The sequence below is a fragment of the Knoellia flava TL1 genome (assembly GCF_000768675.1).
GTDB classification, from domain to species: Bacteria; Actinomycetota; Actinomycetes; order Actinomycetales; family Dermatophilaceae; genus Knoellia; species Knoellia flava.
On record NZ_AVPI01000001.1, the window covers coordinates 344,873 to 357,057 of the forward strand.

Annotated in this window: 9 protein-coding genes; 5 read left to right on the forward strand and 4 right to left on the reverse strand. The window is 73.0% G+C overall.

Going from position 1 to position 12,185, the window contains the following annotated elements; all coding sequences use genetic code 11:
• Positions 1 to 113 precede the first annotated feature (113 nt).
• The 3 genes from N798_RS01760 to N798_RS01770 are packed head-to-tail and all read left to right on the forward strand — an operon-like array spanning position 114 to position 3,738.
• A complete protein-coding gene (locus N798_RS01760) occupies positions 114 to 1,601 on the forward strand; it encodes a mannitol dehydrogenase family protein (RefSeq protein ID WP_035945624.1) in 1,488 nt (495 codons plus the stop codon).
• Complete coding sequence (locus tag N798_RS01765; RefSeq protein ID WP_052116808.1) at positions 1,598 to 2,686, forward strand: NAD(P)-dependent alcohol dehydrogenase; 1,089 nt, start codon at positions 1,598 to 1,600, stop codon at positions 2,684 to 2,686. The genes N798_RS01760 and N798_RS01765 overlap by 4 nt, the downstream gene beginning before the upstream one ends.
• Positions 2,686 to 3,738 carry a zinc-dependent alcohol dehydrogenase family protein gene (locus N798_RS01770; RefSeq protein WP_035945625.1) on the forward strand — a complete coding sequence of 351 codons (1,053 nt, stop codon included), beginning with the start codon at positions 2,686 to 2,688 and terminating at the stop codon, positions 3,736 to 3,738. The genes N798_RS01765 and N798_RS01770 overlap by 1 nt, the downstream gene beginning before the upstream one ends.
• A 28-nt stretch (positions 3,739 to 3,766) precedes the next feature.
• Here N798_RS01770 and N798_RS01775 read toward each other — a convergent pair whose 3' ends face one another.
• Complete coding sequence (locus N798_RS01775) at positions 3,767 to 5,476, reverse strand: hypothetical protein (RefSeq protein WP_035945626.1); 1,710 nt, start codon at positions 5,474 to 5,476, stop codon at positions 3,767 to 3,769.
• Positions 5,477 to 5,605: 129 nt separating this feature from the next.
• On the opposite strand from N798_RS01775, the gene xylB reads away from it, so the two are divergent.
• Together xylB and N798_RS01785 are read left to right on the forward strand one after the other, a co-directional pair.
• On the forward strand, positions 5,606 to 7,018 hold the full coding sequence (xylB, locus tag N798_RS01780; protein WP_035945627.1) for a xylulokinase: 1,413 nt from the start codon (positions 5,606 to 5,608) through the stop codon (positions 7,016 to 7,018).
• Positions 7,019 to 7,131: 113 nt separating this feature from the next.
• Entirely contained in the window at positions 7,132 to 8,769 is a 1,638-nt protein-coding gene (locus N798_RS01785) for an ABC-F family ATP-binding cassette domain-containing protein (protein ID WP_035945629.1), read from the forward strand.
• Here the strand turns inward: N798_RS01785 and N798_RS01790 are convergent.
• From N798_RS01790 to N798_RS01805, 3 genes are all read right to left on the reverse strand, one after another.
• Positions 8,756 to 10,048, reverse strand: a complete 1,293-nt coding sequence (locus N798_RS01790) for a cupin domain-containing protein (RefSeq protein WP_229708492.1) — start codon at positions 10,046 to 10,048, stop codon at positions 8,756 to 8,758. The two genes, N798_RS01785 and N798_RS01790, sit on opposite strands and share 14 nt — an antisense overlap.
• The gene (locus N798_RS18585) at positions 10,045 to 10,833 is read right to left on the reverse strand and encodes a hypothetical protein (RefSeq protein WP_052116809.1); all 789 of its coding nucleotides are present in this window, start codon (positions 10,831 to 10,833) and stop codon (positions 10,045 to 10,047) included. The genes N798_RS01790 and N798_RS18585 overlap by 4 nt, the downstream gene beginning before the upstream one ends.
• Before the next feature lie 102 nt (positions 10,834 to 10,935).
• On the reverse strand, positions 10,936 to 12,168 hold the full coding sequence (locus N798_RS01805; protein WP_035945630.1) for a glucose-1-phosphate adenylyltransferase family protein: 1,233 nt from the start codon (positions 12,166 to 12,168) through the stop codon (positions 10,936 to 10,938).
• Positions 12,169 to 12,185: the final 17 nt, after the last annotated feature.

The following is a 12,185-nucleotide window of genomic DNA, read 5'->3' on the forward strand; positions in this document are numbered from 1 at the left end:
GAGCGTCACTTTGCCGGACGTTGCCGTATGCCGTCCGCCCACCTGCGTTTGCGTCCGCAACTGTGGTGGCCAGACCGTCACCGTGCCGGACGCAAGGGTGGAAGGGTGATCACGTGAAGCTCAGCCAGGCAACGCTCGGCGACCTGCCCGCGGAGGTGGCGCGGCCGGCATACGACCGGTCGGACGTGACCCCCGGCATCGTCCACTTCGGCGTCGGTGGCTTCCACCGCGCGCACCAGGCGATGTATCTCGACGCGCTCATGAACGACGGCAAGGCCCTTGACTGGGGCATCGTCGGCGTCGGGCTCATGCCCGGTGACGCGAGGATGCGCGACGCGATGGCGGGGCAGGACAACCTCTACACGCTCGTCGTCAAGCACCCCGACGGGCGGCTCGAGCCCCGCGTCATCGGGGCGATGGTCGGCTACCTCTTCGCGCCCGACGACGCGGGCGCGGTGCTCGACCGCATGGTCGACCCGGCGACGCGGATCGTGTCGCTCACCGTGACCGAGGGCGGCTACCACGTCAACCAGGTCACGGGTGAGTTCGACGCGAACGACCCTGTCCTGCAGGCGGACCTGGCGGCCGACCTCGCCGGCGGCGACGCGCCGCAGAGCATGTTCGGCTTCGTCGTCGAGGCTGCTCGGCGCCGCCGCGAGGCCGGCACCGAGCCCTTCACCGTGATGTCGTGCGACAACCTGCCCGGCAACGGCGACGTCGCGAAGAAGATGATCGTCGCGTTCGCCCGGCTCAAGGACGAGGACCTCGGCGACTGGATCGAGGCCAACGTCGCCTTCCCCAACTGCATGGTCGACCGGATCACGCCGGTCACCTCGCAGGAGGACATCGCGGCGCTCGCCGACCAGTTCGGGGTCGAGGACGCGTGGCCGGTCGTCTGCGAGCCCTACACGCAGTGGGTGCTCGAGGACCACTTCCCCACGGGCAGACCGCCGTTCGAGGACGTCGAGGTCCAGATCGTCGACGACGTCGTGCCCTACGAGCTCATGAAGCTGCGACTGCTCAACGCGAGCCACCAGGCCCTCTGCTACCTCGGCTACCTCTCCGGCTACCGCTACGCCCACGAGGTCGCGCAGGACCCGCTCTTCGCCGGCTTCCTCCTCGGCTACATGGAGGAGGAGGGGTCGCCGACGCTGCCCGAGGTGCCCGGCGTCGACCTCAACGTCTATCGGCGCCAGCTCATCGAGCGCTTCGCCAACCCCGAGGTCCGCGACACCCTCGCGCGGCTGTGCGCCGAGAGCTCGGACCGCATCCCCAAGTGGCTGGTGCCGGTCATCCAGGCCAACCTCGAGTCCGGTGGCGCCTTCGAGAGGTCGGCGCTCGTCGTCGCGTCGTGGGCCCGCTACGCCGAGGGCGTCGACGAGGACGGGCAGCCGATCGAGATCGTCGACCGCTTCAAGGACCGGGTCACGGCGGCCGCGCGCACCTACCCCGACGACGAGCTCGGCTTCCTGCGCGACCGCGACCTCTTCGGCACCCTCGTCGAGAGCGAGGCGTTCACGACGGCATACGCGGCGTTCCTCAAGTCGTTGCACGACAACGGCGCTCGCACGACCCTCGAGGACCTGGAGTCCAACCGATGACGTCGGGCGGGCCGCTCGACACGATGCGGGTTGCCGTCCTCGCCGAGCCGGGGTCGATCGCCGTGGAGTCCCGACCGGTCCCGTCGCCGAGGCCCGACGAGGTCCTCATCGAGGTCCGCTCGGTCGGCGTGTGCGGCTCCGACACGCACTACTACGACCACGGCCGGATCGGCGACCACGTCGTCACCGGTCCGCTCGTCCTCGGTCACGAGAGCGCCGGCGTCATCGTGGCGGTCGGTGCCAAGGTCGACCCCGCCCGCGTCGGCGAGCGGGTGGCCATCGAGCCGGGAGTGCCCTGCCGGTCGTGCGCGCAGTGCCTCTCCGGGCACTACAACCTCTGCCCCGACATGGTCTTCCACGCGACGCCGCCGGTCGACGGGACCCTCGCCGAGTACGTCACCCACCCCGCCGCCTTCGCCTTCGCCCTGCCCGACTCGGTGTCCCTGGACGAGGGGGCGATGCTCGAGCCGCTCTCCGTCGGCATCTGGGCGTGCCGGCGGGCGGGGGTCGCGCCCGGTGTGCGGGTGCTCGTCACCGGGGCCGGGCCCGTCGGCCAGCTCGCCGCGCAGGTCGCCTCGGCCTACGGTGCGAGCGAGGTCGTCGTCGCCGACGTCAACGCGCACCGCCTCTCGGTCGCCCGCGACCTCGGCGCCACCGAGGTCGTCGACGTCTCCTCGACCTCGCTCTCCGAGACGTATGCCGGCCGCCCCGGTCCCGACGTCGTCCTCGAGTGCTCGGGCCACGAGGGGTCGACGCAGGCCGCCATCCGGGTCGCCGCGCCCGCTGCCCGGGTCGTCCTCATCGGCATGGGTGGCGACACCCTGGCGCTGCCGCTCGGCGACGTCCAGAACCGCGAGCTGTGGGTGACCGGTGTCTTCCGCTACGCGAACACGTGGCCGACGGCGATCGACCTCGTCGCCTCGGGGCGCGTCCGGCTCGCGCCCCTGGCGACCGGGCACTTCGAGCTCGAGGAGACCGCAGCCGCTCTCACGGCCGCCCGCGACGACGCCCACGCCATCAAGTCGGTCATCCACCCGCACGGCCGCCCCACGGGCGCGACCACCACCGGCGAGAGCGCAGGATGATGACCGCTCGGACCATGCCGGCGGTGCGGCTGCCCGGCGACAGCACCGTCGAGCACGTCACCGTCGACGTCCCCACCCCCGGCCCCGGCCAGGTCCTGCTCCGGATGCGCGCCTCGGGCATCTGCGGCAGCGACATCCGCGCGATTTACCGCGAGCACCTCGGCCACGGTGCCGAGGCCTACCAGGGCGTCGTGGCCGGCCACGAGCCCTGCGGCGACGTCGTCGAGCTCGGCCCCGGCGTGACTACGCTCGACGTCGGCGACGCCGTCGCGGTCTACCACATCACCGGCTGCGGAGCCTGCGACGAGTGCCGCCTCGGCTACCCCATCGGCTGCACGTCACCGACCCGCGCCGGCCACGGCTGGCAGCGTGACGGCGGGCACGCCGACTTCATGCTCGCCGAGGCGGTGTCGTGCCTGCGCCTTCCCCAGGGCGTGACCCACGTCGACGGCGCGTTGGTCTCGTGCGGCTTCGGGACGGCATACGAGGGTCTGCTGCGGGGAAGGGTGAGTGGGCGCGACCGCCTGCTCGTCACCGGGCTCGGTCCGGTCGGTCTCGCCGCCGCGATGCTCGGTAAGCACCTCGGTGCGAGCACGGTCATCGGGCTCGAGCCCAACGCCGAACGCGCCTCTCTCGCACGCGAGCTCGACCTCGTCGACGTCGTCGTCACCGACCCCGCCGACCTCGCCGACGCCGTCGGCGACGCGACCGGCGGGCGGGGCTGCGAGGTGGCCATCGACTGCAGCGGCAACGCCCAGGCACGGCTCGCCGCCCTCACCCACACGGCGGTGCGCGGGCGCTGCGTCATGGTCGGCGAGGGCGGCCGTATCGACTTCCCGGTGTCCGACCTCCTCATCCACCACCAGATCGACCTCCTCGGCTCGTGGGTGACCTCGCTCGGTCACATGGCCGAGCTGCTCGACCTCCTCGCACGCTGGGGCGAGCACCCCGAACGCATTGTCTCGCGCCGCTTCTCGCTCGCCGAGACCAGCGAGGCGTATGCCGTCGCGGCAGAGGGAGCCTCCGGCAAGGTCGTCGTCACCTGGGACTGACGCCCGGTGCCGGACGGCGGGGAGCCGCTCAGGGCATGCCCGGGCGGTGGATCGAGTCTGCGGCCCAGTCGTCGGTGTTGGTGTAGGTACGGGCGTTGCCGGTGAGCATGGCCGACGTCCGTTCGACGGCCTTGGCACCGGTGTCGAGGCTCGTCTCGCTCCTGCCCAGCTCGGTGTTGACCGCGGTCGCGAAGGTGCTCGCGGCCGAGACCTTGCCGAGGTCACCGGCGCTCACCGTGATGCCACCGACGATGTTCGCGGCCCGGGTGAGCGGGCCCGCGGCGGTCTCGAGGTCCTTGGCGGCGCCCTTGAGGGACTCGGGGTCGACGTCGATGTCCTCGCTGAGCCCGAGCGCCTCGAGCGACGTCCGGGTCATGTAGGGGTTGGCCCAGAGGTCCTCGTCGTCGGAGCCGTCCGGGCCGTAGTGGTCGGCCCCCGACTCGTAGGTCGTGAGGATCTCCCCGTCGAGCTCGATGACGCCCTCCGACATGTAGGGCAGCTCGAACGCGTCACCGCGCTCGCCGTTGCCGGGCTCGTCGTCCTGGCGCTCCTGCACGATGAGCCGGCCTGCCTTGTCACGTCCGAGTGACGTGCTGAAGACGTACTCGCCGTCGCGGACGACGACGCCCTGCGCCTGTGGTGGCGTGTGGACGTAGCCGGCCCCGCCGCCGAAGCCCATGTCCCGGATCCACCCGCCGGAGCCGTTCGGGAGATAGCGATAGAGCCTGCCGTCGTCGTCCTCGCCGTCGTAGGCGTTGCCCCCACCACCGATGTCCTTGCTATGGGTGCCGACGTAGAGGGCGCCGTCCTTGAGGGTCCCGTAGGCACCGGCACCGTCCTCGATCTCGGTCGGTTTCCCGATCGGGGCGACCGGCTCGTCGCCGCCCTTGCGCAGGTCGGAGGTGAGGTAGGTGAACACGTGCGACGGGTTGCCGCTCGACGTGACGTAGGTGTACTTGCCGTCGGACGCGACGCCGCCGGCGTGGTCGGGCGTCGGGATGTCGCCGTAGCCGCCGAGCTCGACGTCGACCATCTCGCGGCCGGTCTTCGGGTCGACCATCGACAGGACCGAGAGCTGGTCCCCGTCCTTGGAGTAGCTCGTCTGGATGATCCAGCCCGTCGTCGGGTCGATGCCGAGACCCTGCGGGATGAGGCCGCGGGTGTCGCCGCTCACGCCGAGGTTGGCGATGAGCGGGCCGAGACCGCCACCGTGCTCGAGGAGCCAGTCGGCGGTCTTGTCCATGCCGCGCTTCAGCCACTCGCGGGTGTCGGCGTCGAGCTCGTCGGTGTCGATCTTCTCGCCCTGGGCGAAGGCCGCGACGGTGGCGAGGTCGGCGTTGTAGTCGGCGGAGACCTGGACGAGCGCGCTGTGCACGACGAGCGCGAGGAGGTCCTCGACGACGGTGTTGAGGCCGGCCGGGCGGTTGCGCCAGTGGTCGATGACGTTGCGCGCCCGGGTCTCCATCGACGAGCACTGGCTGGCAGCGGTCCTCAGTGCCGTCTGGATCCGCCCGAGGACGAAGTAGTTGACCTCGATGCCCTGGCTCACGCCGGCGGTGCGCACCTTGTAGCCGGCGGAGGCGGCGCTCGTCCACCTCGGGCGGTCGGCGGCCTCCTCGACGCGCGACGAGGCCTCGTTGACCTTCTTCATCGCGTCGCCGACGGTGTCCGCCTGGCCACGGACCGTCGACGGGTTCCCCGAGACGAGGTCGCGGAACAGCTCCTCCGGGTCGACCACGGCGCTCCCTCCCTTGAGACGGCCGCGGGCAGCAGCCGACCGACGCTCCCCGCATCCAAGCACGGACCGGCCCGTTCGTCAGTGGGGAGCACTCCCCACTGACGCGACGAAGTCGGCAAGGATGGAGACATGGCATCGAAGCAGCTAGTCGCCGGCGTCGACTCCTCCACCCAGTCCTGCAAGGTCGTCGTGTGCGACGCCGAGACCGGCGAGGTCGTCCGGCAGGGTCGCGCACCGCACCCCGACGGGACCGAGGTCGACCCGCAGGCGTGGTGGACGGCATACCAGACGGCGACCGCGGACGGGCTGCTCGACGGGGTCTCCGCCATCTCGGTCGGCGGGCAGCAGCACGGCATGGTGACGCTCGACGGGGCCGGCGAGGTCGTGCGCCCGGCGCTGCTCTGGAACGACACGCGGTCGGCGCAGGACGCCACGGACCTCACCGAGGAGTTCGGCGGGGCCGAGCGTTGGGCGACCGAGGTGGGCGTCGTGCCGGTGGCCTCCTTCACGATCACCAAGCTGCGGTGGCTGCGTCGCGCCGAGCCGGAGTCGCTCGAGCGGACGCGCACCTGCGTCCTGCCCCACGACTGGCTCACCGGCCGGATCCTCCAGCAGGGCAACGGGTTCGAGGGGTGGACGACCGACCGGGGCGACGCGTCGGGGACGGGCTACTGGTCGGCGGGCTCGAATGCCTACCTCCCCGAGCTGCTCGACCTCGCCGTCGGCCGACAGGTGGAGGTGCCACGCGTCCTCGGGCCCACCGAGCCCGCCGGCCGCACCGAGGGTGGGATGGTGCTCGGCCCCGGAACGGGTGACAACGCCGGCGCCGCCCTCGGCCTCGGCCTGCGCCCCGGCGACGCCGTCATCTCGCTCGGCACGAGCGGCACGGCCTTCGCCAGGCACGACGCGGCCGTTGCCGACGCCTCCGGCGCCGTCGCCTCCTTCGCCGACGCCACTGGCGACTTCCTGCCGCTGCTCGCCACGCTCAACGCCGCCCGGGTCATGACCGCCGGCGCCTCGATGCTCGGCGTGGAGCTCGCCGAGCTCGACCGGCTTGCCGCGAACGCCCCGCGGGGTGCGGGTGGGCTCACCCTCCTGCCCTACCTCGACGGGGAGCGCACCCCCAACCTGCCGTCGGCGTCGGGCACCCTCGCCGGGCTCACCCGTGCCAACGCCACACCCGAGAACCTCGCCCGCGCCGTCGTCGAGGGCATGGTCGCCAACCTCGCCGAGGCGCTCGACGCCCTGCGCGGTCAGGGCGTCGACGTCGAGCGGGTGCTCCTCATCGGCGGGGCGGCTGCCTCGGCTGCGGTCCGGTCAATGGCGGCCGACCTCTTCGGGGTGCCGGTCCATGTGCCCGCGTCCGGTGAGTACGTCGCGCTCGGCGCCGCCCGCCAGGCCGCCGCGACGCTGGCCGGCACCGACCTGCCCGAGTGGGAGGTGCGCACCGAGGCCGTCGTCGAGCCCTCGGCCGACGCCGCCGAGGCGACGGCCGCGCTGCGCGGTCGCTACGCCGAGCTGCGCGAGCGCCTCCACGGCTGACCTGGGACTGATTGCGCAGCAGCGACACCGAAACCCCGTTTTCGGCCCTGCTCGTGTCGCTCCTGCGCAAGAAGTCGGGGAAGAGGGGCCGCGGGGGCACCTAGTCTGTGCGCGTGAGTGCCACCCTCGTCGCGAAGGACCTGTCCGGGGGTCACGCCCACCGCACCCTCTTCGAGCATCTCGACCTCACCGTCGCCCCGGGTGACGTCGTCGGCGTCGTCGGCGCCAACGGCGCGGGCAAGACGACCCTGCTCCGCCTGCTCGCCGGCGACTCCGTCCCGCTGGCCGGCTCGGTCACCACCGCCCCGAGCGACGCGTTCGTCGGCTGGCTGCCGCAGGAGCACGAGCGCCTCGCAGGTGAGAACGTGAGTGGCTACATCGCCCGGCGCACCGGCGCCACCCACGCCACCGAGGCGATGGAGGCGGCCGCAGCAGACCTGGCCGTGGGCACCCAGGGAGCCGACGCGGCATACGCGACCGCCCTCGACCACTGGCTCGCGAGCGGCGCCCCGGACCTCGAGGACCGCATCCCCGCGGTCCTCGGCGAGCTCGGGCTCGACGTCGGCGGCGACGCCCCCATGACCTCGCTGTCGGGCGGGCAGGCGGCGCGAGCGGCACTGGCCGCGCTGCTGCTGAGCCGCTTCGACCTCGTCCTGCTCGACGAGCCCACCAACGACCTCGACCTCGCCGGGCTCGAGCGGCTCGAGGAGTTCGTCACCGGGCTGCGGGCCGGCGTCGTGCTCGTCTCGCACGACCGCGAGTTCCTCTCACGGGTCGTGACCCGCGTCGTCGAGCTCGACCTCGCGCAGAACTCCGTGGCCGTCCACGACGGTGGCTACGACGCCTTCCTCGAGGAGCGCGAGATCGCCCGCCGGCACGCGCGCGAGGCCTACGAGGAGTACGCCGAGACAAAGGCCGACCTCGAGTCGCGCGCCCGCACCCAGCGCGAGTGGAGCAGCAAGGGCGTCCGCAACGCGATGCGCAAGAGTCCCGACAACGACAAGATCCGCCGGGCCGCCAGCATCGACTCCGCCGAGAAGCAGGCGCGCAAGGTGCGGCAGATGGAGTCACGCATCGCCCGGCTCGAGGAGGTCGAGGAGCCGCGCAAGGAGTGGGTGCTCCAGTTCTCCATCGGCAGCGCGCCGCGGTCGAGCTCGGTCGTCGCCACCGTGGCCGACGCGACCGTGCGGCGCGGCGACTTCGAGCTCGGACCGGTCACCCTCCAGGTCGATGCCGGCGACCGCATCGGCATCACAGGACCCAACGGCGCCGGCAAGACCACCCTCCTCGGCCTGCTGCTCGGGCGCATCCCCCCCGACGCCGGACGGGCGAGCCTGGGCGCGAGCGTCGCCGTGGGCGTCATCGACCAGGCACGCACGGGCCTGCGCGAGGACCTCACCCTCCACGACGCGTTCGGCGAGGTCGTGCCTGACCTCGCACCTGCCGACCGCCGGACGCTGCTCGCCAAGTTCGGGCTGCGTGCGGACCAGGTGACGAGCCTCGTGTCACGCCTTTCCCCGGGCGAGCGCACCCGCGCGGCCATGGCCCTGCTCCAGGCGCGCGGGGTCAACGTCCTCGTGCTCGACGAGCCGACCAACCACCTCGACCTGCCCGCGATCGAGCAGCTCGAGGAGGCGCTGGCCGCCTACGACGGCACTTTGCTCCTCGTCTCCCACGACCGCAGGCTGCTCGACAACGTCGAGCTCGACCAGCGCTGGCACGTCGACTCCGGCCGGGTCACCCTCCACTGACGTCCGCGGGGACGAGGAGTCCCGCGAGCGCGAGCCGTCGCCTCAGCGCCGGGTCGAGACCCGCAGCATCCCGTATGCCGTCCAGCACCTCCGCGACCGCGTCGCGTTCGTCCGCCGTCACCTCGAGGCGTCCGACCCGGCTGACGAGGACGAGGTTGTCGCCGGTGCCCTCCCAATGGGCGGCAAGGTGGCGGCGCGGTCGCCACGTGGTCGGGGCGCCACGCTCGCCGTCGCGTTCGTCGTCGCGCTCGTCTCGGGTCGCACGCTCGACCTGGTCGAGGACGCCGAGAGGCTCGGCGCGCTGGGCAGCGCGCACCTGCGGACGGAGCGCCTCGACGATCTCGTCGACACCGATGTCCTGGAGGGCCTTGGCGACGAGGGACCGCACGACCTCGGCGTCGTCGCCGAAGGCGACCTCGGAGCCACCGGACGTGCCGGGTGAGACAGGCAGCGAACGCCGCGCCTCGACGTCGTCGGTGAGCCGGTCGCCGATGCGGGCGAGGACGGCGTCGACGAGGTGGCGTCGGGTCCACGTGTGCACCCCGATGGTGAGGTGGATGCTCGTGCCGCCGAGAGCGGTCGCGGAGTGCAGCCAGCCGCGCGGGAGATAGAGGCAGTCGCCGGCACGCAAGGTCTCCTCGAGGAACGGCTCGGCCTGCGCCGCCCGCTCCACGGCGGCGCGCCGACGCTCCCACGGCTGGTCGCGCAGCGGGGACTCGAGGACCGGTGGCCGGATGCGCCAGCGCTTCTCGCCCGCGACCTGGAGGACGAAGACGTCGTGCACGTCGTAGTGGTCGGAGAAGCCCTGGTTCTGGGGTGGGGTGACGTAGGCGTTGACCTGGACGGGGTGACCGAGGTCGTCTGTGAGCGCCGCCGCGAAGTCCTGGACCGGCGCCCAGCTCCGGTGGAGGGCCTGGAGGACGAGCGTCGCTCCCCCGGCGAGCTCGCGCAGCACCCGGTCCTCGCTCAGCTGGTCGCCGATGCCGGCGCCGACGCCTCCGCCGAGGGTGAAGGTGCGGTCCGCGAGGGTCGCGCCGTCCTTGGCCATCCGTGCGAACGGCGTGCGCAGCGCACGGCGCGCGACGAGCTCGTCGACGGCGTCGGGGCCGAAGAGGTCGGCGAAGTCCCGGGGCAGGTCGTCAGCACGGGTGAGGAGGGGTGCGCGCGACCAGACGCGGTCGGCGAAGTCCGCGGCCGGCATTCCGACGAGGCGGGCCAGGGCAGGTGAAGCCGCGGCCGGGGACAGGGTTCCCGGCCGCGGCTCGTGGGGCTCGGTCACTGCGACCTGTCGGCCCCGCCGTCTGCGCCACCGTCGTGCTCACCGGGCGTGCCCGACTGGCCAGCGCCGCTGTCGGCCGGACCCTCGGCGTCACCGCCCATCCCGGCGTCGCCCGAGCCGCCGACGGCGCCCATCGCGCCCTCGCCGCCGTCGGCGCCGCTCATGCCACCGGAACCGCCCGTGCCACCGGAACCGCCCATGCCACCGTCGGCCCCGCCGTCTGCGCCACCGTCGTGCTCACCGGGCGTGCCCGACTGGCCAGCGCCGCTGTCGGCCGGACCCTCGGCGTCACCGCCCATCCCGGCGTCGCCCGAGCCGCCGACGGCGCCCATCGCGCCCTCGCCGCCGTCGGCGCCGCTCATGCCACCGGAACCGCCCGTGCCACCGGAACCGCCCATGCCACCGTCGGCCCCGCCGTCTGCGCCACCGTCGTGCTCGCCGGGCGTGCCCGACTGGCCTGCGCCGCTGTCGGCCGGACCCTCGGCGTCGCCACTGCTGCCGGAGCTGCCCGAGCCGCCACCACCCTCGCCACTGTCGTCGCCGCCGCCCGCGCCGCTGAGGCCGTCTCCGCCGGAGCCACTGAGGACGCCGCCGTCGGCCCCGCCGTCTGCGCCACCGTCCTGCTCACCGGGCATGCCCGACTCGCCGGCGCCGCTGTCCGCGGGCCCCTCGGCGTCCGAGCGCCCCAGGTCCCCCGAGCTCTGCATTCCGCCGGTGCTTCCCTCGTCGCCCTGGCCCATGTCGAGGCCGCCTTCCGGGTCCGTGCCACTCTGGTCCTGCGTCATCGCGTACCTCCTGTGGTGTCCGGCACCGGACGGCGCCAGTCCCCCCTGTCTACTCCTCGGCGGAGCGCGCGCGGTTCGGAAGCATCAGGGCAAAATCGCAGGTCAGGCCGTCGAACCCGGCTCGAGCCGCGACCCCGGCGCCACGTCCGCACCACGCGTCACTCGGCTGTCGCGACCCATGAGGACGAGCCGGTCGTCGCCGATCCGCGACCCGGGAGGGGTGGCCCCCACACGAGCCCGCTGCCCGATGACGCAGCCGGTGTCGAGCACCGAGGCCCGCACCTCGGCGCCCGCCTCGACGACGACGTCGGCGAAGACGACGCTGTCCTCGACCACCGCACCCTTGGCGATGCGCACGCCCGGACCGATGACGCTGCGCAGCACCGTGCCGGAGACGTCGGCGCCCGCGCTCACGACCGATGCCGAGACGTCGGCCTCCTTGCGGATCCGTGCGGCCGGCAGCTCGGGCCAGCGGGTGAGGACCGGCCACGCCGGGTCGTCGAGCACGTCGACCCGGCCGGCGAGGAGGTCGCGGTGGGCAGCGACGTACTCGCTCGGTGTGCCGAGGTCGCGCCAGTAGCCAGGAAGGGCGAAGGCGTGCACCGCTCCTTCGTCGACGAGCCGCGGGATGAGGTGCTCGCCGAAGTCGCCGATGCCCGAGTCGGACCCGTCGGAGGAGTCGACGCGCTCGGCCCGCAGTGCCTCGAGCGTCGTCGCGAGCCGCTCGGGCTGGTAGGCGAAGATCTCGGCCGCGATGGTCGAGGCGCCGGGATCGCTGGGCTTGTAGTCGAGACCGGTGACGACGTCGCCGGGGCCGACCGTGACCACCGCCTTGGAGGCGGCCTGCGAGGGGCCCACCTCGGTCGTCACGACCGTGCACCACGAGCCGGTGTCGAGGTGCTGGTCGACGACGTCGCGCAGGTCGAGCGAGAAGACCTGGTCGGCGCTGAGGACGAGGACGACGTCCGCGCCGAAGTTCCGGATCGCGTCGAGGCTGCGATAGAGGTCGTCACCGTTGCCTTCGCTGAAGCCCGCCTGCGACGCAGCGCCGCTGCCCTCCTCGGGCGAGAGCCACTGGAGGCCGCCGCGCGTGCGGTCGAGGTCCCAGGGCCGGCCCGCGGCGACGTGCTTGTGCAGGCTCGTCGAGAGGTACTGCACGCTGAGCCACACGTCGTTGATCCCGCTGTGCGACAACGACGAGAGGGCGAAGTCGACGAGCTGGTAGTGGCCGGCATACGGAAGGGCGGGTTTCGCGCGCTCGCGCGTGAGGACGTCCATGCGTGAGCCCTGGCCGCCCGCCTGGACGATGGCCAGCACCTTCGGTCGTCGCGCCATGGGGTCACTCTGCCGCA

Coding starts and splice junctions, on each gene's coding strand:
- xylB (WP_035945627.1), top strand. CDS start 5,606: ATGGCATCGAAGCAGCTAGTCGCCGGCGTCGACTCCTCCACCCAGTCC.
- N798_RS01770 (WP_035945625.1), top strand. CDS start 2,686: ATGACCGCTCGGACCATGCCGGCGGTGCGGCTGCCCGGCGACAGCACC.
- N798_RS01805 (WP_035945630.1), bottom strand. CDS start 12,168: ATGGCGCGACGACCGAAGGTGCTGGCCATCGTCCAGGCGGGCGGCCAG.
- N798_RS18585 (WP_052116809.1), bottom strand. CDS start 10,833: ATGACGCAGGACCAGAGTGGCACGGACCCGGAAGGCGGCCTCGACATG.
- N798_RS01765 (WP_052116808.1), top strand. CDS start 1,598: ATGACGTCGGGCGGGCCGCTCGACACGATGCGGGTTGCCGTCCTCGCC.